Genomic DNA, 19,414 nt, shown 5'->3' with positions numbered 1-19,414 from the left:
CGTCTATTGAGCAAATGATCGAACAGGCCCATAGACGAATCATCTGGACGGGCTCAACCATCCGCATTGTTCTGTTGGGGAACTGTAATGGCTAGCGGCAAACGATCTGGCGGCCGGAAATCCGCCGCCAGAAAGCACAGTAATCTGGAAATCAGCCTCGCGACCGCATTTCGGGACAGCGCACTGCCCGGAGAAAATATCGGCTTTGATGACGAGGCCTGCATGGAGGCTGTGCGTTTCGTCCTCGAGGCCGGCTCCCGGCGCGAGGGTTCAGAACCCAATCTGTTGCTGGAGAGCATCGCAACCTCCCAGGAAAACCGGCATTTGCGTCTTGCCATCATCAATGATGACATGCCTTTTCTGGTCGATTCCGTTTGTGCCACGATTGCCGGATTTGGCCTCGGGATCGAGCGTCTGATCCACCCGGTTGTCGGCGTGAAGCGTGACGCGAAGGGCCAGCTGACCGATATTCTCGCGACCAGCACCAAGGCGGACAAGCGGGAATCGGTTATTTATATTGAGCTCGAGCGGACCGATGCCAAAACCCGCCGCGCGCTGCAATCTGCGCTGAATGACAATCTCAAGGATGTCGCGGCCGCGGTATCGGACTGGCTGAAGTTGCAGATCGTCCTTGGCGACAATGCGGACAGCCTGCCAGACAGCGAAGGCACAACATTGCTGCGCTGGTTCCTCGACCGGAATCTTACCCTGCTGGGTCACGAAATTATTGACCAGAAAGGCAAACGTGCGGCCCGGCTGGGTCTGGCGCGCATGCGCTCCAAACCTTCGCTTTCCCGCGAAAGCCAAAAGCGCGCCTTTCGCTGGTTCGAACAGGGCGGCAACACGCCGCTGGTGGTCAAGTCGAACCAGCTCTCCACGGTGCACCGGCAGGTTCTGATGGACCTGATCATCGTGCCGGTGCGGGAAAAGGGGAAAATCACCGGCCTGTCGATTCTCGCCGGTCTGTGGACGAGCGCTGCACTGGCGGCTTCCCCCGACAATGTACCGGTGCTGCGTTCGCAAATGATCCAGCTGTTTGACAAATTCGGCTTTGCCGAAGCGGGCCATGCCGGCAAATCGCTGACCCACGCGCTGACCAGCCTGCCTCACGATTTACTCATCACATTCCCGCAGAAAGATATCGAAAAGCTCGCGCTGATCATGATGTCGCTGCTCGATCGCCCGCGTCCGAAACTGCACAGCATCCAGTCACCGCTGGCCCGGCATCTTTTTGTCTTTGTCTGGCTGCCGCGCGAACAGCTGTCGACAGAACGACGGCGCAATGTGGAGAATATGCTGACCGAAGCCACGGGAGCGAAAATCCTGGGCTGGTCCAATTCGCTGGAAGAAGGCGGAGTGTCCGCCTTGCGCTACACGCTGGACATGGGCCGGGACGGGCGCATTCCCGACCCCCGGGAACTGGACCGGCAGCTGGAAAACATGGTTCGCGGGTGGCGACCAAAGGTCGAGCATGTCCTGCGCGAGCTGGGGCAGGAAAATCGCTCGGTCATATTGGCACAGCGTTATGCCGACTGCTTCCCGGGGGCGTATCAGAATACCTATGGTGCGAGTGAGGCGGCGAAAGACATATTGCGTCTGTTCAGCCTCGAATGGGGACAGCAGAAATCGACGCGGCTGTACCGGCTGGAAAATGACCCGGATCAGCAGCTGCGATTGAAAATCTATTATATCGGTGGCGCATTGCCGCTTTCCGATGCTGTGCCTGTTCTGGAAAATTTCGGCTTTTCCGTCCTCGACGGCGTCCCGACACCTCTCGACGAAGGCCGGCTGGGCTATATTCATGATTTCAAACTGGAAATGCGCGGCAATGCAGATCTCGATGACCTGATCGAACGGGCCGAGGAAATCGAACGTGCGATCACAAGCGTGCTTGAAGGCGAAGCGGAGAATGATGCGTTCAACCAGCTGATCACCACGGTCGGCATGGATGCCAGCGCCACCGTGTGGATACGCGCCTGGTTCCGCTATTTGCGGCAGATCGGCATCAGCTATGGTCTCGTCACAATTGTCGAGGCGCTGGTCGAGGCGCCTGATGTGACCCGGGGCATGATTGTCCTGTTCCGCAGTCTGCATGATCCGCACTTTGACGGCGATCGTGAAGCGGCAGCGAAAAAGGCGGCGAAAGCGGTCGATAGTGCTCTGGTGCGAGTCCAGAGTATTGACGATGACAGAATCCTGCGGCTTTTCCGTTCGGTTATCGTGGCGATTTTGCGGACCAACGCCTTTGCCAGCTTGCCCGGTGAAGCGCTGGTGTTCAAGATCGAGAGCGCGCAGATCGCGGAATTGCCAAATCCCGTGCCGTGGCGCGAAATGTTCGTTTACAGTCCGCGGGTGGAAGGCATTCATCTGCGTGCGGGACCGGTGGCACGGGGCGGCCTGCGCTGGTCCGATCGTCGCGATGATTTCCGCACCGAAATCCTGGGCCTGATGAAAGCCCAGCGGGTCAAAAATGCGGTCATCGTGCCGACCGGCGCCAAGGGAGGATTTTACGCGAAACAACTGCCGTCCGGTGATGACCGCGATGCCTGGCTGGCGGAAGGGGTCGCCGCCTACAAGATTTTCATCAGCGCATTGCTCTCGGTCACTGACAATATTGTCGAAGGGAAAATCGTCCCACCTGAAAATGTTGTCCGGCGGGATGCCGATGATCCCTATTTTGTCGTCGCCGCTGACAAGGGGACCGCGACCTTTTCCGACATTGCCAACCAGATCGCGATCGACCGCAATTTCTGGCTGGGCGATGCTTTCGCCAGCGGCGGCAGCAACGGATATGATCACAAGGTCATGGGGATCACGGCCCGCGGGGCCTGGGTGTCCGTGCAGCGACATTTTGCCGAAATGGGCATTGATGTGCAGAGCGAGCCGGTAAATGTTGTCGGCGTTGGCGACATGTCGGGTGACGTATTCGGTAACGGCATGCTGCTTTCCAAATCGCTGCGTCTGCAGGCGGCCTTTGATCACCGCCATATTTTCATCGATCCCGATCCCGATCCGGCGACCAGCTGGAAAGAACGCAAACGGTTGTTCGACCAGCCGCGATCGAGCTGGGAAGATTATGACTCTTCGCTGATTTCCAAGGGGGGCGGGGTTTTCTCCCGGCACAGCAAGACCATCAAGATTTCCAAGGAAATCGGCGCGTTGCTGGGTCTGGATCCGGCCGCTGAAACCACGCCGTCCAGATTGATGACCGCGATTCTGTCCTGCGATGCCGATCTGCTCTGGTTTGGCGGTATCGGCACCTATGTGAAGGCGGCTTCTGAAAACCATGTTGAAGTGGGCGATCCGTCCAATGACATGATCCGGGTCAATGCCGAACAGCTGCAGGTGAAAGTGGTTGGTGAAGGCGCCAATCTCGGCATCACCCAGGCGGCCCGTATCCGTTTTGCCAAACAGGGCGGGCGGATCAATACCGACTTTATTGACAACAGCGCCGGCGTCGACTGTTCGGACAACGAGGTCAATATCAAGATTGCGCTCAACGCGGAACTGGCTGCCGGGGTGCTCAAGCCGGAGGCGCGCAACACACTTCTCGAGGCGATGACGGACGAAGTTGGCGCGCTCGTGCTGGAAGACAACCGGCTGCAGGCGCTGGGATTGTCAGTAGCGGAAAAGGGTGGCCGGAAAACGCTGCCGTCCTATGTCCGGCTGATTGACCAGTTCGAGGAACAGGGTCAATTGAACCGCGAGGTCGAAGGTCTGGCAAGCAACGAAGACCTGATTCGGCGCGGCGAGGAAAAGCGCGGGCTGTACCGGCCGGAACTGGCAGTATTGTTCTCCACCGCAAAACTCGCGTTGCAGGCGGCCATCGAAGACGATGATCTGGCGACGGATCCCGGACTCGACAATGAACTGATGCAGGCTTTCCCGTCGGCAATGCAGAAAAAGCACGCCAGGGCGATATTGAATCACCAGTTGCGCAAGGAAATCATTGCCACCAAGCTGGCCAACCGGATGATCAACCGGATGGGATTGATCGACCCGTTTGAACTGGCGGAGGAAGAAGGCTGTTCACTGGGCGAAGTGGCGCGCGCCTTTGTCATGGCAGAGCGTCTGTTCGATGCCGAAAGTCTCTGGACCATGCTCGAACAGGCCGACATCGGCGAGGATATCCGCCTGCTCCTGTTCGACCGGCTGGCCTATGTATTGCGCACCCATATGGCGGATCTGATGCGACTTGGCCTGTCGGACGATGCCATTGACGAAACCGTTGCCATGCTCTCGCCGGGCATCGCTGCGCTGGACGCGGCGGTGGACAAGCTGATTTCCGATGAGGGCCGGGCGCAGGCGGTGAAACATACGGCAGCCTTGATTGAATCCGGGGCCACACCCGAAATTGCTGGAATAATGGCCAATATTTACAAGAATGACGGCGCGACCGGCATTGCCTATCTGGCGCATCAGCGGGAAATTGATGCAGTCCCGGTGGCGGCGGCTTTCACCCGGCTGGGTAGCCTGCTCGGGCTCGACTGGGCCCAGATGACCGCGACGCGGATCAATCCGTCCGATCCGTGGGACCGTTTGCTGGTTTCCGGACTTGCCCGGGATTACCAGCAGATGCGTCTCGACTTCCTGCGCCGCGCGCGGAGCAAGGACATGGACCAGTTTGTGGACAGCTGGGCAGAGAAAAATGGCGAGCGGGTGGAACAGTTCCGCAGGATTATCGATCGCGCCCAGCTCATGGCCCGACCGTCCATTGCGATGCTGGCACAGATCGCCAGTCAGGCGCGAATTTTGCTCACACGCTAGCGGGGGTTGTAGAATTCAGATCCAGTAGCCGAGCGTGTGCAGCGAAACACCGACCAGGCCGCCGACCAGCGTGCCGTTTACCCGGATATACTGGAGATCCCGGCCAACCGCATTTTCGACCCGATCGGTGATCGTCTGGGCATCCCAGCCATGGATCGTTTCCGACACCAGCTTGACGATATTGTCACCATAGCTCGCCACCACGCCGGCCACAGCGCGCCGGGCAAAGCGATTGAGCTGGCGATTGAGGATCGGGTCCTTTTGCAGGCTGCTGCCCAGTTGCATCAGCGCATCGCCGAAATGGCCGGCCATGGCGGCATCGGGGTCGCGTGACGCCTTGAGCAGGGCATTGCGACCATTTTCCCAGATTCCGTCAATCCAGTCGGCTATGGCCGGATTCTCGATCATCTCCAGCTTCCACTGCTCGATCCGCTCCCGCAATGCCGGATCGGTCTTCAGTTCGACGGCAAGCTGGGCAAGCGCTTCTTCGGACTTGGTGCGGACCGGATGCTCCGGATCGGAAGCCATGTCCGCCAGCAATTTGTAAAGGCCATCCACAACTTCGTTGGCCAGCCGGTCGTCCAGCCCGGTCCAGCGCATCACGGTATTGGCGCGGTCGAACACAATAGCCCGGATCACATATTCGTTGGCATCAAGCGTCCGGTAGGCCCATTTGATCGTGGAATCGATCAGCGGACCGTGCCGGTTTTCCTTCATCACGACTTCGAGAATCTGACCCAGCGGCGTGGCCAGATCAAGATCTCGTGCCTGGGACTTGACCGCGCCCTTGAACATGCTGCCAAGACGGTCCTGGTCGAGCGAGGCGATAATATCGCCGATCAGCCGCGATGCCCCCATTTTGAGGCGCCCTTCGCCGCCGCTCGGCGATTTCAGGAAGCGTCCGACACCGCCAGCCAGGTCAACGCCGTGCATGCGCTGGGCGACAATCCGGGTGATCAGGAAATTGCTTTTCAGAAAATTGGCCAGCGTATTGCCGATCCGGTCCTTGTTGCGAGGGATGATCGCCGTATGGGGAATCGGAATGCCCATCGGGTGCCGGAACAGGGCGGTGACCGCGAACCAGTCGGCCAGTCCGCCGACCATGGCGGCCTCGGCAAAGGCCCGGACAAAGCCCAGAGCCGGATGGACCTCCTCGTAGGATTTGGACGTGAAATAGACAATCGCCATCAGGACGAGCAACCCGGTCGCGATGATTTTCATGTCGCGACCGGCATTGTTCGTTTCCAGACCGGTCTGGCCTGCAGCGCCGCCGTTACCGGGCGCCAATGTCGATGATAACGGCTTCACTCGGCTGGCTGGACCTCGCCATCTGGGCGATCATGCCGGTCGTCACCCGGCTTGTAGGTTAGCATTCTCTTGCGCAGCCATGGGCCCGCGCGCCGCTCAAAACCATCCGCGAGGCTGAAGCCCGCCGGCACGATGACCAGGGTCAGAACCGTGGACACGATCAGACCGCCGATCACCACCGTACCCATGGGTGCGCGCCACGCGCCATCGCCGGATCCGACAACTCCCGCCATTGCGGTGGGGACCATTCCGGCCGTCATTGCCACTGTCGTCATGACGATCGGCTGCGCACGCTTGTGCCCGGCATCCATGATCGCCTGGAACTTGGGAACACCTTTCTGCATTTCCTCGATTGCAAAGTCGATCAGCAGGATCGAGTTTTTACTGACGATGCCGAGCAGCATCAGGACGCCGATCAGCACGGGCATCGAGACTGGCTGACCGAAGGCCCAGACCAGCAGAATCCCGCCGAGCGGTGCGAGAGCCAGAGAACCCATGTTCACCAGCGGCGACATGAGACGCTTGTAAAGTAGCACCAGCGTAGCAAATACCAGCAGTACCCCCGCGATAAGTGCGATGACGAAATTGACCGCCAGTTCCTGCTGCCATTCGTCTTCGCCGAAGGCTTCGTTGGAAACGCCGGTGGGCAGATCTTTCATCACTTCCGTATCAAAAATCGCCTGCATCGCATCGCTCTTGACGACGCCGGGCGCCAGGTCCGCACCGACAAATGTCCGGCGATTCTGGTTATAGCGCTGAATCGCAGTGGGACCGGATCCGAAGCTGACCTTGGCGACCCGGCTGAGCGGGACCGTACCGCCGGAGGCGATCGGGATCGGCAGATTTTCCAGTGTCGTCAGATCCGTGCGCGACTCTTCCGGCAACATGACCCGGATGGGGATCTGGCGATCCGACAACGAGAATTTCGCAGCATTCTGATCGATTTCGCCCAGTGTCGCGATGCGAATGGTCTGACTCAGGGACGCCGTGGTGACACCCAGCTTGGAAGCCAGGTCCATATAGGGCGTGATAATGATCTCGGGCCGGCTGAGATCGGCTGCGATACGCGGCGCGCGAACCAGATCAATTGCCTTCATTTCCTCAACAAGCCGGGCGGCGGTGCCGTCGAGCAGAACCGGATCCGAACCGGTGAGCATTATCGAAATGTCTCGACCGGTTCCGCCACCCCCGCTTTGGGACTGGAAGGAGATTCGGGCATCGGGAATTTTCTGCAATTCCGGCAGCATACTCTGTTCGAACTGGATCGATGTCTTGTCGCGTTCGTCCTTGTAGTTGACGAACACGGTGGCATTGGTCTCGCGAACACGCGTTAGCGCACGCTCGACTTCCGGCTGGGCATACATCAGCTCGGAAACCTGATCAGCGATCTTTTCGGTTTGCTCCAGAGTGGTGCCGGGCACCACCTCGATCTGGACGCGGCTGCTGTCTTCATTGATCGTCGGCTGGAACTGGGCTGGTGTGATGGCGAACAGGATTACGGTGACGATGAACGACAGCAATCCGATCGCCAGAACCCAGATTCTGTGGTCATGGGTGCGAGCCCGGAATCGGCCGGTACGATAGGCATACCAGGCTGCAAACTGTCCGCCAAAGGCGTTGACCAGCAGCCGGATGCCATAGGTCAGCACGCCAGCGAAAACGAGTGCGACGCCAAGTCCGATGACCATCGCGACCATCGCTACGAAAAACTCGCTCGGCACCCACTCGATCACGAGGGAATAGAATTGCATTCCGACAAACACAGCCACGCCGCAGAATATCGCTACGATCAGCGTGAACACGACCATGCCCAGGAGATATTGCCACCAAGCGGCTTTCGCCGGTGTCAGCTGTTCGCGATATTTCTCGGCATCCGACCGGTCCAGCGACCAGTCCAGCAGCTTGAGGTAGCGATCCATCCACTTGCCTTCGCCATGTTCGGCATGTCCCTTGGCCTCGAGAAAATAGGCCGCGACCATGGGCGTTATCATGCGGGCGACGGCAAGACTCATCAGCACCGAAATCACAACCGTGATCCCGAAATTCTTGAAAAACTGACCGGAGATGCCTGGCATCAGGCCAACCGGCAGGAACACTGCGACAATACAGAAAGAGGTTGCAACCACGGCGAGACCGATTTCGTCGGCCGCATCAATCGATGCCTGATAGGCGGATTTTCCCATACGCATATGCCGGACGATATTCTCGATCTCCACAATCGCGTCATCGACCAGCACGCCCGCGACAAGCCCCAGGGCCAGTAGCGACAGGAAATTGAGGTTGAACCCAAGCAAGTCCATGAACCAGAAGGTCGGAATCGCTGACAGCGGGATGGCAATTGCGGAAATCACCGTGGCGCGCCAGTCGCGCAGGAAAAGGAACACGACCACCACCGCCAGCAGCGCACCCTCGATCATCGCCAGCATCGAGCTTTTATACTGGTTCTTGGTGTAATCGACGCTCGTACCCAGCTGGATGAATTCGATGCCCGGATTTTCTTTCTCGATCTTGTCCATGATCTCGACCGCTTCGTCATAGATCGTGACGTCGGACGAATTGCGCGCGCGCGTCATCGAGAAGTTCACGACCTCGACGCCCCGGACCTTGCTGATCGAGCTGCGTTCGCCGAATGAGTCGCTGACATCGGCAACATCGGCCAGCTTGATTGTCTGGCCATTGCGCAGCGAAATCTGTGTCTGGGAAAGCTCATAAGCATCATCGGCATTGCCGAGTACCCGCACCGACTGGCGCGTGCCACCGACCTCGGCCCGCCCGCCCGCGGCGTTGACGTTCACCTGACGCAGGGTGCGGTTGATTTCGTTGGCGGTCACTCCCAGGGCCTGCATCCGGTCCGGGCGCAGGATGACCCGGATTTCGCGGTCGACACCGCCGAACCGGTCTACCTCGGCCATGCCGTTGACGGTCAGCAACCGTTTGGCCACCGTGTCATCGACAAACCAGCTGAGCTGCTCGACCGTCATGTCGTCGGCCTTGACTGCAAAATAGGCGATCGGGCCGCCCGCGACGTCAACCTTGGCGATCTGTGGCTCAAGAATGCCGTCGGGCAGCGAACCTCTGGCCTGGTCAACCGCATTCTTGACTTCGTTCACAGCGACATTGGGATCCTCGCCAATCTCGAATTCGACAAAGGTCCGGCTGCTGCCCTCGCTGGCCGTCGAACTGATATTCTTGACGCCGCTGATTGCGCGCACCGCGGCTTCGATCCGCTGCGTGATCTGGTTCTCGATCTCGGTCGGTGCCGCACCCGGCTGGGCAATGGTCACGCGCACGGCCGGGAATTCCACATCCGGGTTGTTCACCACATCCATGCGGTTGAAGCTCAATATACCGGCAAAAAGCAGGCCGGCGAACAGAACCAGCGGCACAACCGGATTGCGGGTTGACCAGGCAGAAATATTGCGAAGGTTCATGGATATTGCCTCATGTAATCAATCGCGAACTGACCCGAAACCGGTCAATTGCTGGCGCTTTCCTCTTGCAGCTTGGGTGTGATCGTTTCGCCAGGACTCAGGAAGCCACCGGCGCGCAATACCACGCGTTCGGTTCCGTTCAGTCCGGAAGTGATGGACAGGCCTGCACTGGAAACCGAACCGACTTCGACATCCCGGCGTTCTGCTTTGTTGTCTGTGCCGACAATATAGACAAATGCACCGTTGCTGTCGTTCAGGACGGCAGATTCCGGTAAAACAGCTGCTTCGCCGGACCCGCTGCGAATACGGGCACTGGCAAAGCCGCCCGGCCGGAGAGCGGGGTCATAGCCCAGGGAAATCCGAGCCGTGCCCTGACGCGATTGCGGATCAATAACCGGCGAAACCTGCCAGATCTGGCCTTCAAGAACCTTGCTGGTCCCGACCGGGGTCACCTCGGTTGCCGTTCCGACACTGACATTGGCCAGATCCGACTCGCCGAGTTGTGCCTGCAATTCCATTTCGCCATTCTGGGCGAGACGGAACAGCATGCCGCTGCCCTGCGTGACGGTCTGTCCGGGTTCCACATTGCGTTCCAGAACAAAACCGCCCTTTGGCGCGACGATATTGAGCCGGCTGTTTCGTGCCTGGGTTTCGTTCAATTGCGCCTGGGCGACACGAAGTCGTGCTGCAGCCGCGTCGCGAGTCGCGGTCAGGCGATCGATATCCGCTTTCGAGATAAAGCCGCGTTCCACCAGTTTGGCTGCCCGGTCGAGATTGGACTGGGCAAGATCAAGATCGGCGCGTGCAACACCAACAGATGCCGCCAGACCGGCGGCCTGCTGACTCTGCACGGACCGGTCGATGCTGGCCATGATCTGACCAGGCCTGACCCAGTCTCCGGCGTCCACGTAGACATTGGTCACGCGACCGCCTTCGCCGACGACTCCAACCGGAATTTCGCGGCGTGCAGCCAGCGTACCGGTCGCATTGATTGTCCGGACGACAGATTTCTTGCCGGGCACGGCCACGGTTACGACCGGTGCCTGTGTCGCACTGGCATCGGTTTCGGCTGCGCTGCCTCCAAACATGGACCAGAGGCCGAGCCCGACTGCGATGACCAGAATGGCGACGCCTGCTATTATCAGCAGCCGACGGTTGCGATCGGCATTTTCCGGTTCGCCTATTGTCGAACCCGTCATGTCTTCGCTGGGGATGGATGATTCATAGTTCATGTTTGTTCTCTTGGCTGGGCTCTTACCGTGTTTTTGCCTGGCGATATAGTCAGGAATCAATAAAAACACGGGGATTGCCCGATATTTCTGGCAGCTGTATTAGATCAATAAATCACCGACGACAAGCCTCATCATTTTTTGCACGCTGAATTTCCGGACAATTTGCGGTTCCACCTCATGAATGAAGCAGTTTTCGTGCCAGTTCCAAGCATATCGCAAAAGAAAAAGGCCGGCTTTTCTGCCGACCTTTTCCGCTGTTCGACAAACAGCTTCGATTGCCGGGTTTTAGCGGATTTTTCCCCGCTTGATCAGATTGACAATGCCGAGCAATACGACCGCACCACCAAAGGCGACCGCCAGGGTGACCGGGTTGAATGGCGCGTCGCGCAAATTCTGGGTGCCGCCGGTAAAAAAGCTGAACAGCCAGCCGCCGAGCATTGACCCGATACAACCGACGATGACATTCGCGAAAATCCCCATCGATGCATCACGGCCCATCACCATGCTGGCCAGCCAGCCGATAATTCCGCCCATGACCAGGGCAATGATAAAGGTAATCATGTAGTTCCTCCACTCTCAAACGGCATGTTTGCCATGCCCGATTTGGTGCAACTAGCACAGTGGAACGGGTCATGGAACCAGACAAAAAAAGACCCCGGGGATCAGCCGGGGTCTCTGAAAACTCTGTGAATCCACAAAAGACTGCGGATTTCGATATCCTAGTATTTCTGCTGGCGCTCGTAGAGATCGCGATAATGCTGGATACGCGTGACGCGCAGCCCGGGCATGCCAGACCGGTCGACGGCACGCTGCCAGGACGCGAATTCTTCGAGGGACAGATTATAGCGGTCACAGACTTCATCTACCGTCAGCAGTCCGCCATTCACTGCGGCGACCACTTCGGCCTTGCGACGGACCACCCAGCGTGTCGTTCCCGCAGCCGGCAAGTCGTCAATCGTCAGCGGTTCGCCCAGCGGGCCGACAACTTGTGCTGGTTTAATCTTCTGGTTCTCAATCATACTGTCCTCAATCATGCCTTTCAGCATTTGCTCTCTGTCCGACTGATACGCAGCCTAGACGCGGAGCTTTTCAATCTACTAAACTACCAAGGTAAACAGCCTGTTCACAATTATCCCCTCCGTAATTGTGACCGCTTTTTCACCCTGCCGAATCTCCGTCCACCAGGTCAGGTCTGAAGTGACCGGTGGCGAAAATTCTGTCCCCGTCTTCTTTGGCACCCTGCCTGTGGCTTTCACCGGCAAAGAACCGGATACGCATTTCCCTCTGGTCTTCCGTGACATCGGTCCGGATCACCACTGCCGGATCAGATCCTGTTGCCAGCGCCCGGGCGGTGATCGAATCCGACTGTCGCCGGACCGCACATGCAATCAGTGTTTCAAGATCACTGACGAGATCGGCTTCGGCGTCTTTCGTCGCCAGACCCAGATCCTTGTGAGGGAAATTCATATCCATGAACCACTGTCTAGCAGCCAAGGTATAAACTTGCGTAAAAGCGATGTTCACGGGCTCTTAGGACTGGTTAAGCAAAGGTTCCTTGCAAAGACCCGTTCCGTCCCAATATGAACCAGTATCAGCGTTTTCCGCAGAAATTTGCGCAAAGGTAGCGCAAAATGCGGATCGTCGCTAAGGCACAGCGGAATATGGAAGACCGAATCAACACGAATTTTCAGCTGGGTGATGATCTCAGCGGCAAGCGCATCGTCGTGGCAATGTCTGGCGGCGTGGATTCGAGCGTCGTTGCGGCGCTGGCCGCGCGGACGGGTGCCGAGACCATCGGCATCACCCTGCAGCTATATGATCATGGCGAAGCGGTCGGCCGCGCGGGCAGCTGCTGTGCCGGACAGGATATCCGCGACGCCCGGGCCGTAGCCGAGAAACTCGGCATAGCGCATTATGTTTTCGACCATGCCAGCCGGTTCCAGGAATCGGTCATGGATGTCTTTGCCGACGAATATATGGCGGGTCGGACACCGATCCCCTGTGTCCAGTGCAACATGGGCGTGAAATTTACTGACCTGCTTAATCTGTCCAGGGAACTGGGAGCCGACTGTCTGGCAACAGGCCACTATGTCCGGCGCGTGATGGGAGATGACGGAGCCGAACTGCACCGGGCGATGGATCCGGCGCGGGACCAGAGCTATTTTCTCTTTGCCACCACCCAGGAACAGCTCGACTATCTCCGCTTTCCGCTCGGCGACCTGCCCAAAGCGCAGGTCCGGGAAATTGCTGAAGAGATGGGTCTCGCGGTTGCCTTCAAACCGGACAGCCAGGACATTTGCTTCGTCCCGGACGGGGATTATGCCAGCGTCGTACGCAAATTGCGCCCGGAAGCGGACGACGATGGAGAAATTGTCCATGTCGATGGTCAGGTCATGGGCCGGCACAAGGGCCTGATCCATTATACCGTGGGGCAGCGCAAAGGTCTCGAGATTGGCGGACAGGCCGAGCCATTATATGTCGTCAGGCTGGAACCGGAAACCCGGCGCGTCATTGTCGGACCGAAACAGGCACTGGCGGTCGCATCGGCGACCTTGCGGGATATCAACTGGATCGGCGGCGACTTTGCCGGACCGATGCAGGTCAAGGTGCGCTCGATGGCGAAGCCGACGCATGCCCGTCTGGAAAATGGCAAACTGCAGTTCCACAATCCGGAATTTGGTGTCGCACCCGGACAGGCGGCGGTCTTCTATAACAAGGATCGGGTTCTGGGCGGCGGCTGGATTGAAAGCACCGGGGCGATGTCCCAGCAATGGCTGGCCGCAGCGACGGGCTGAACCGGCTAGTCGACGTCGAGTTTGACCGTATCGGTCATTATGCAGCCCCAGCCTTCGCGAAATTCTGCCGTTGCCGATGAAAGCAGCGGGACCGAGGCGGTGACCTGCCGGTTGTCGTCATCGACCGACAATCCGATCAGCTCCATGCCGGGTTCGAAATCCTTGCGGCAATCGCCAATGTCTCGTCCCCCGATATAATGGCAAGAGCAGGCGACGCGAGCGCCATATGCCGTACCAACCGCCAGCTGCCCCTTGATGAAATTATAGTTCCACGCAAAAACCGCTCCCAGAATCACGAGAAACAGGATCAAGATGTAGCCTGCCACGCGCAGCTTGCTGGTTGGTGCCGGGGAATCGTTTTTTGCTGTTGCCATCGGTGTCCCTATTGGTGCAACCACCGGCCATGTACAAGATGAAATTGTCAGCTTTCGCCGCCCTGTCCCTGCTGCTCGCCGGATGCGGCGCCAGTGATGCCGGAGAGATCCCGCCGGAGAAAACCGCTGAAGAACTGGCCTATATTTCAGACGCCAGCCCGGTGGACAAGGCGGAGCTGGATCGCGCGATTTCACCCCTGTTCGAAGATCCCGCCATGGCCGAAACCCGGGCATTTCTGATCATGCACCGCGGCGAAATCCTCGCTGAACGCTATGGCGAGGGATATGATGAGGATACCCGGTTCATCAGCTGGTCGATGGCGAAATCGATCACCGGCGCCCTGCTCGGGTTCATGGTCAGCGACGGGCGACTGGTTCTGGACGATCCGGCGCCGGTGCCGGCCTGGCAACGGCCGGGGGATCCGCGCGGAGAAATCACCCTGCGGCATCTGATCCATATGTCCTCCGGACTCGATCACACCGAAGTTGGTCCGGAAGGCGGCAAGACCCTGTTCGAAGCCGACACTCAGCGCATGCTGTTTCTGGATGGTGCCGAGGACATGGCCGCTTATGCCGAGGCACGAACTCTCGAAGCGCAACCCGGCGAGAAGTTCGAATATAGCACTGCGACCAGCGTGATCCTGTCCGACATTATCACGCGCACACTGACCGAAAGCACCGATCCCAAGGTGCGACGAGACGCCACGATGCGGTTCGTGCGCGGCCGTCTACTGGAACCACTGGGGATGGAGAGCACCTTCGTCGAATTTGACGCCCATGGCACGATGGTGGGGGGCAGCATCATCCAGGCGACAGCCCGGGACTATGCCAAATTCGGCGAGTTTCTGCGCCATAACGGGGCGAAGAAAGGGTCACAGCATCTGCCCGTCAGCTGGGTGCAGTTCATGAAGACTTCGTCACCCAATGATCCGGCCTATGGCGGCCATATCTGGCTCAACAAGATACGCCCTGAAGGTCGCAATCAGGTGCTGTTCCCGGACAAGGGCCCCGATACGATATTCGGCGCATTGGGTCATCTGGGGCAGCAGATCATTGTGTCGCCCGAGCAGAAGCTGACGGTGGTCCGGCTGGGCAAGACGCAGGATGATGTGCTGCGTCCGATGACCGACCAGATGGGCGACATCATGGCGCTCTTCCCGATCGAGAACTAAAGCCGGAACAGCCCCTCGACAACCGTCACGCATTTGCCGCCCAGCCAGGCCTTGTCGCCATCGAGGCGGCAACGGACATGGCCCCCGCGCTGGCTCGCCTGAAAAGCGGTAAATTCCTCGAGGCCAAGCCGTTTGGCCCAGAATGGCGTGAGCACCGCATGCGCCGATCCGGTCACGCTGTCTTCGTCCACACCGGCACCCGGCACGAATACGCGGCTGAGCACATCCGTGTCTTTCCCGGGAGCGGTGCAAATATATTGCTCGTTGCCGCGACCGGCCAGTTCCTTGAGGTCCGGTTTCAACTCCAGAACTTCATCCGCGGTTCCATAACACAGGACATTGTAGCGGCCCTCGTGGAACTGGGTTTCCACCGGCTCTCCGCCAACCAGTGCCACAATGTCGGGCATGTCTTTCGGGGCCGGAGCATAAGAAGGGAGTTCCAGTGCATAGACATCGCCATGGCGGGTCATCGTCAAAATGCCCGCCTGTCGGGTTCTGAACGTGACTCGATCCCGGTCCGGATCCTGAGACAGGATAACATGCCCACTAGCCAGGGTAGCGTGGCCGCACAGGGCGATTTCCAATGTTGGCGTGAACCAGCGCAGTTCATAATCCGCCTGACCAGATTCGTCAGGGAGATAGAAGGCGGTCTCGGCGAAATTATTTTCCTCGCCAATCGCCTGCAGGGTCTCATCATCTAGCCAGCTTTCCAGCGGCATCACCGCAGCCTGATTGCCCGAAAACGGCCGCTCGGCAAACGCATCGACATGATAATAGGGAATCGTGCGACTTGTGGTCATGGGTAAAGCAATCCTTCCGCCCACTGGCCATTCTCGCGCACAAATACCCGCCTTTCATGCAGGCGATGCTCGCGGTCCTGCCAGAATTCGAACCGGTGCGGTTCCAGTCTGTATCCCGACCAGTGTGGCGGGCGCGGAACATCACCGCCAGCAAATTTCTCTTTCATCGCCTCAAATCTGCCTTCGAAGGTTTCGCGGCGATCGAGGGGCTGCGACTGGTCCGACGCCCAGGCCCCCAGTTGTGAATCCCGGCTGCGGGTGGCGAAATAGGCATCGGCGACATCATCTGTTACCGAAGACAGAGATCCCTCGATACGGATCTGACGGCGCAGGCTCTTCCAGTGAAACAGGATGGCGGCCCTGGGGTTTTGCGCAATGTCACTGGCTTTGCGGCTTTGCTGGTTGGTATAGAAAACAAAGCCATCCGGGCCATGTCCCTTGAGCAGCACCATGCGCGCGGCAGGCTGACCATTGGCATCGGCGGTGGCAATGGTCATGGCATTGCTGTCATTCAGCTCGGTTTCCCGCGCTTGTGTGAACCAGCGCTCGAAAAGGGTAAAGGGATCTGTCATGGGGGCCGATCTATCAGGGACATCGGGTGCGGAAAAGCGGTTTCCGGGCCGCGCGACCAAATACCTAAAAAATCTCTGAAATTTGCCGTTTTGAAACGCGAGAGCAGGCCAATTATCGAGTCAAGATCCCGATGCGTCACAGAGTTCGAACAAATGACCTGAAACTGGGCATGTTTTTGCATTCCCTGGAAGGATCATGGCTGGAGCATCCGTTCTGGCGATCCCGTTTTCTTCTGGAGAACCAGGATCAGCTGGAACAAATCCGGTCGAGCGGCATCGCCTGGGCCGTGATAGATGACCGAAAAGGCAAGGGGCCTCCCGAATCCGCACCGGTGGCTGCTTCGGACCAACCCGGGGATGTTCCGGGAAAAAGGACTGCCGTCCGCCGGGATCCACCACCGGTCATTCCGCGTCGCAGTAATATCATGCCTGCGCCCCGGCCGGAACTTCGCCGGTTGTCCGGTCGTGAACGGGCCAGTGCCGTGCGCAAGGCATCCACGGTGATCAAGCATTCGCGCACGGCCGTCATGGGCCTTTTCGAGGATGCGCGTCTGGGGAATTCGGTCAAGTCCAGCAAGATGGCTCCGCTGGTCGACAGGATCGCCGATTCCGTGGATATCGACCCGACGATCATCCTCAACATGGCGCGCCTGAAAACCAAGGATGAATATACCTATCTGCACAGCGTGGCGGTGTCGGCGCTGATGATCAATCTGGCACGCAAGCTCAATGTGCCCGAAGACCAGATTCACGATATCGGCATGGCGGGCCTGCTTCATGATGTCGGGAAAACCGCAATTCCGGATGATATTCTCCTGAAACCCGGCAAACTGGATGACAAGGAATGGACAACCGTCCGCAATCATCCCGAACGCGGCCACCAGATTCTTTCGGCATCCGAAGGTGTCTGTGACATTGCACTGGAAGTCTGTTTGCGTCATCACGAAAAAATGGACGGGACCGGATATCCGGGACGGCTGTCTGCGGACAATCTCAGTCTGGTTACCCGGATGTCATCGGTATGCGATGTCTATGACGCACTGACCTCCCAGCGGTCCTACAACAAACCCCTGTCCGCCTCACATGCGCTCGCCAAGATGCAGAGCTGGTCGGGACATTTTGATCAGCTTGTCCTGCGCGATTTCGTTGACAGTCTGGGCATTTTGCCTGCGGGCACGCTGGTCCGGATGGATGAAGACGAACTGGCTGTCGTGATCGGGGAGTCACCGAGCGATTATTCGGCGCCGATCGTGCGCTGTTTCCATTCCCTCCACACAGACAAGGCGATCCGGCCGAAGGTCATTGATACCGGCCGCAAGCGGGCGCGGTCGGTGCTGGCAGTGGAGGACCCGGAAGATTTCGGATTTGTCGACTGGACCACCATGTCCCGGAATCTGCTGGCGATGTGAACACCAAGGCTAATGGCCAGTAACAGGCCGTGGCGGCCCGATCCGTTTCCTGCTAGTCCTTTGCCCGACCATAGCTGGGGGAAGAGCGATGAACTGGGATCTGATTTTTTCGATAACCAATAGCTGGGCGCTGCTGATGTGGCTGATTCTGGCTTTTGCACCGCGGCGCGAAATCATCATGAAGAGTGTGTTTTACGGTGGGGCAGGCTTGCTGTCGCTGACCTATGCCGTGATCATCATACCGTTGATGACCGGAATGATTGATGGTGGAAGCGGTGGCACACCGGATTTCAGCACCCTGCAGGGCGTGCAACAGCTCCTGTCGAGTGACGGTGGCGCGACGATCGGCTGGATCCATTATCTGGCCTTTGACCTGTTTGTGGGAATCTGGGTGGCGCAAAATGCCGATCGCTACGGATTTTCGCGCCTGGTGCAGATCCCGGTGCTGTTTTTCACGTTGATGCTCGGGCCATTTGGTTTGACGCTCTATTTGCTGCTGAGGGCGACTCGGCACAATGTAGTTGCGGATGCCGTAGTACCTCAGTAAAACACCTGATCGGAACCAAAAGTTGATTCCGGCGGGCACAATTCCAATCTTTAGGGATAAGGAGTTGAAAAAGGGCAGATAATGGCGGATCCATATCAGGCACTGGGCGTAGCCAAGGGCGCGAGCGAGAAAGAGATCAAGAGTGCCTATCGCAAGCTGGCCAAGGAACTGCATCCGGATCGCAACAAGGACAATCCGGCGGCAACCGAACGCTTTTCGGAAGTGACCAAGGCCTATGACCTGTTGCTCGACAAGGACAAGCGAGCGCAGTTTGATCGCGGTGAAATCGATGCGGATGGCAATCCCACTGCGCCTTTCGGTTTTGGCGGCGGTGCCGGCGGATATGGTGGCGGCGCCGGAAGCCAGCAATTTGACTTCGGCAATAGCGGGGCGGATTTCGGCGACATATTTGAAGGGCTGTTCGGGGGCGGCGGCCGGTCATCGCCGTTCGGATCACGGCCGCGCAACGCACCACCGCCAAAGGGTGCCAATGTATCCTACCGGCTGAAGGTCGAATTTGTCGCAGCTGCCACGCTCGACAAGCAGCGTATCACGCTCGAAGATGGCAAGACCATCGATCTCAGTCTGCCCAAGGGCGTCGAGGAAGGCACGCAAATGCGTCTCGCTGGCAAGGGTCGTTCGGGGCCGGGCGGCAATGGCGATGCGCTGGTAACGATCCATATCAATCCACACCCGTTTTTTGAACGCGACGGCAACAATGTCACGCTCGAACTGCCGATCAGTCTGGCGGAGGCTGTCAATGGCGGCAAGATCAAGGTTCCGACGGTGGACGGCCCGGTCATGTTGTCCATTCCGGCAGGTGCCAGTTCCGGAAAAACCTTGCGGCTCAAGAACAAGGGTTTTCACACAAAGACGGGTGGTCGCGGAGATCAGCTGGTGACTCTGATGATCGCCTTGCCCGAGGATGATGCAAAGCTGAAGGAATTTGTTTCAACCTGGGAAAACGCAGATAATCCGCGTTCCTTCATGGGCGTTTAGAATTGACT

The 19,414-nt window shown here is 58.4% G+C and carries 15 protein-coding genes; 6 read left to right on the top strand and 9 right to left on the bottom strand.

What is annotated here, in order from left to right; translation table 11 throughout:
* Positions 1-87: 87 nt before the first annotated feature.
* Positions 88-4,767, top strand: coding sequence for an NAD-glutamate dehydrogenase (locus BUQ90_RS02040; protein WP_084192431.1), 4,680 nt, complete (start codon positions 88-90; stop codon positions 4,765-4,767).
* A 15-nt stretch (positions 4,768-4,782) separates the two neighbouring features.
* Here the strand turns inward: BUQ90_RS02040 and BUQ90_RS02035 are convergent, their stop codons facing one another.
* The 6 genes from BUQ90_RS02035 to BUQ90_RS02010 all read right to left on the bottom strand — a co-directional run bounded on the left by BUQ90_RS02035 (position 4,783) and on the right by BUQ90_RS02010 (position 12,211).
* Positions 4,783-5,988 (bottom strand): DUF445 domain-containing protein, encoded by a 1,206-nt coding sequence (locus BUQ90_RS02035; RefSeq protein WP_074204813.1) that lies wholly within the window; start codon positions 5,986-5,988, stop codon positions 4,783-4,785.
* Between the two features lie 83 nt (positions 5,989-6,071).
* Entirely contained in the window at positions 6,072-9,506 is a 3,435-nt protein-coding gene (locus tag BUQ90_RS02030) for an efflux RND transporter permease subunit (protein WP_074203483.1), read from the bottom strand.
* Between the two features lie 44 nt (positions 9,507-9,550).
* Positions 9,551-10,738: an efflux RND transporter periplasmic adaptor subunit gene (locus tag BUQ90_RS02025; protein ID WP_074203482.1), complete on the bottom strand. Its 1,188-nt coding sequence runs from the start codon at positions 10,736-10,738 to the stop codon at positions 9,551-9,553.
* A gap of 285 nt (positions 10,739-11,023) precedes the next feature.
* On the bottom strand, positions 11,024-11,299 hold the full coding sequence (locus tag BUQ90_RS02020; protein ID WP_204244724.1) for a GlsB/YeaQ/YmgE family stress response membrane protein: 276 nt from the start codon (positions 11,297-11,299) through the stop codon (positions 11,024-11,026).
* Positions 11,300-11,457: 158 nt separating this feature from the next.
* Positions 11,458-11,757, bottom strand: a complete 300-nt coding sequence (sciP, locus tag BUQ90_RS02015) for a CtrA inhibitor SciP (RefSeq protein ID WP_074204811.1) — start codon at positions 11,755-11,757, stop codon at positions 11,458-11,460.
* Between the two features lie 139 nt (positions 11,758-11,896).
* Positions 11,897-12,211, bottom strand: coding sequence for a hypothetical protein (locus tag BUQ90_RS02010; RefSeq protein ID WP_074203481.1), 315 nt, complete (start codon positions 12,209-12,211; stop codon positions 11,897-11,899).
* Between the two features lie 188 nt (positions 12,212-12,399).
* On the opposite strand from BUQ90_RS02010, the gene mnmA reads away from it, so the two are divergent.
* Positions 12,400-13,533, top strand: a complete 1,134-nt coding sequence (gene mnmA, locus BUQ90_RS02005; protein WP_074203480.1) for a tRNA 2-thiouridine(34) synthase MnmA — start codon at positions 12,400-12,402, stop codon at positions 13,531-13,533.
* Between the two features lie 5 nt (positions 13,534-13,538).
* Here the strand turns inward: mnmA and BUQ90_RS02000 are convergent, their stop codons facing one another.
* Complete coding sequence (locus BUQ90_RS02000) at positions 13,539-13,907, bottom strand: hypothetical protein (protein WP_074203479.1); 369 nt, start codon at positions 13,905-13,907, stop codon at positions 13,539-13,541.
* Between BUQ90_RS02000 and BUQ90_RS01995 the strand changes: the two genes are divergently transcribed.
* The gene (locus tag BUQ90_RS01995) at positions 13,895-15,079 is read left to right on the top strand and encodes a serine hydrolase domain-containing protein (protein WP_239447329.1); all 1,185 of its coding nucleotides are present in this window, start codon (positions 13,895-13,897) and stop codon (positions 15,077-15,079) included. The genes BUQ90_RS02000 and BUQ90_RS01995 overlap by 13 nt on opposite strands.
* Here the strand turns inward: BUQ90_RS01995 and BUQ90_RS01990 are convergent.
* Both BUQ90_RS01990 and pdxH read right to left on the bottom strand, forming a co-directional pair.
* Entirely contained in the window at positions 15,076-15,879 is an 804-nt protein-coding gene (locus tag BUQ90_RS01990) for a PhzF family phenazine biosynthesis protein (protein ID WP_074203477.1), read from the bottom strand. The genes BUQ90_RS01995 and BUQ90_RS01990 overlap by 4 nt on opposite strands.
* Positions 15,876-16,451 carry a pyridoxamine 5'-phosphate oxidase gene (gene pdxH, locus BUQ90_RS01985; RefSeq protein ID WP_074203476.1) on the bottom strand — a complete coding sequence of 192 codons (576 nt, stop codon included), beginning with the start codon at positions 16,449-16,451 and terminating at the stop codon, positions 15,876-15,878. The genes BUQ90_RS01990 and pdxH overlap by 4 nt, the downstream gene beginning before the upstream one ends.
* Before the next feature lie 131 nt (positions 16,452-16,582).
* Between pdxH and BUQ90_RS01980 the strand changes: the two genes are divergently transcribed.
* The 3 genes from BUQ90_RS01980 to BUQ90_RS01970 all read left to right on the top strand — a co-directional run bounded on the left by BUQ90_RS01980 (position 16,583) and on the right by BUQ90_RS01970 (position 19,406).
* The gene (locus BUQ90_RS01980) at positions 16,583-17,860 is read left to right on the top strand and encodes a cyclic di-GMP phosphodiesterase (RefSeq protein ID WP_074203475.1); all 1,278 of its coding nucleotides are present in this window, start codon (positions 16,583-16,585) and stop codon (positions 17,858-17,860) included.
* Positions 17,861-17,948: 88 nt separating this feature from the next.
* Complete coding sequence (locus tag BUQ90_RS01975) at positions 17,949-18,407, top strand: ABA4-like family protein (RefSeq protein ID WP_074203474.1); 459 nt, start codon at positions 17,949-17,951, stop codon at positions 18,405-18,407.
* 81 nt (positions 18,408-18,488) lie between these two features.
* Positions 18,489-19,406, top strand: coding sequence for a DnaJ C-terminal domain-containing protein (locus BUQ90_RS01970; protein WP_074203473.1), 918 nt, complete (start codon positions 18,489-18,491; stop codon positions 19,404-19,406).
* Positions 19,407-19,414 lie beyond the last annotated feature (8 nt).

The sequence above is a fragment of the Parasphingorhabdus marina DSM 22363 genome (genome assembly GCF_900128895.1).
GTDB classification, from domain to species: Bacteria; Pseudomonadota; Alphaproteobacteria; order Sphingomonadales; family Sphingomonadaceae; genus Parasphingorhabdus; species Parasphingorhabdus marina.
The sequence above is the reverse complement of the archived record's forward strand: the minus strand, read 5'-3'. Positions and strand labels throughout refer to the sequence as shown.

What these genes read in the sequence shown, in the direction of transcription:
- BUQ90_RS02040 (WP_084192431.1), top strand. Translation starts at nt 88, where the DNA reads ATGGCTAGCGGCAAACGATCTGGCGGCCGGAAATCCGCCGCCAGAAAG.
- BUQ90_RS02035 (WP_074204813.1), bottom strand. Translation starts at nt 5,988, where the DNA reads ATGAAAATCATCGCGACCGGGTTGCTCGTCCTGATGGCGATTGTCTAT.
- BUQ90_RS02030 (WP_074203483.1), bottom strand. Translation starts at nt 9,506, where the DNA reads ATGAACCTTCGCAATATTTCTGCCTGGTCAACCCGCAATCCGGTTGTG.
- BUQ90_RS02025 (WP_074203482.1), bottom strand. Translation starts at nt 10,738, where the DNA reads ATGAACTATGAATCATCCATCCCCAGCGAAGACATGACGGGTTCGACA.
- BUQ90_RS02020 (WP_204244724.1), bottom strand. Translation starts at nt 11,299, where the DNA reads ATGATTACCTTTATCATTGCCCTGGTCATGGGCGGAATTATCGGCTGG.
- sciP (WP_074204811.1), bottom strand. Translation starts at nt 11,757, where the DNA reads ATGATTGAGAACCAGAAGATTAAACCAGCACAAGTTGTCGGCCCGCTG.
- BUQ90_RS02010 (WP_074203481.1), bottom strand. Translation starts at nt 12,211, where the DNA reads ATGGATATGAATTTCCCTCACAAGGATCTGGGTCTGGCGACGAAAGAC.
- mnmA (WP_074203480.1), top strand. Translation starts at nt 12,400, where the DNA reads ATGGAAGACCGAATCAACACGAATTTTCAGCTGGGTGATGATCTCAGC.
- BUQ90_RS02000 (WP_074203479.1), bottom strand. Translation starts at nt 13,907, where the DNA reads ATGGCAACAGCAAAAAACGATTCCCCGGCACCAACCAGCAAGCTGCGC.
- BUQ90_RS01990 (WP_074203477.1), bottom strand. Translation starts at nt 15,879, where the DNA reads ATGACCACAAGTCGCACGATTCCCTATTATCATGTCGATGCGTTTGCC.
- pdxH (WP_074203476.1), bottom strand. Translation starts at nt 16,451, where the DNA reads ATGACAGATCCCTTTACCCTTTTCGAGCGCTGGTTCACACAAGCGCGG.
- BUQ90_RS01980 (WP_074203475.1), top strand. Translation starts at nt 16,583, where the DNA reads ATGCGTCACAGAGTTCGAACAAATGACCTGAAACTGGGCATGTTTTTG.
- BUQ90_RS01975 (WP_074203474.1), top strand. Translation starts at nt 17,949, where the DNA reads ATGAACTGGGATCTGATTTTTTCGATAACCAATAGCTGGGCGCTGCTG.
- BUQ90_RS01970 (WP_074203473.1), top strand. Translation starts at nt 18,489, where the DNA reads ATGGCGGATCCATATCAGGCACTGGGCGTAGCCAAGGGCGCGAGCGAG.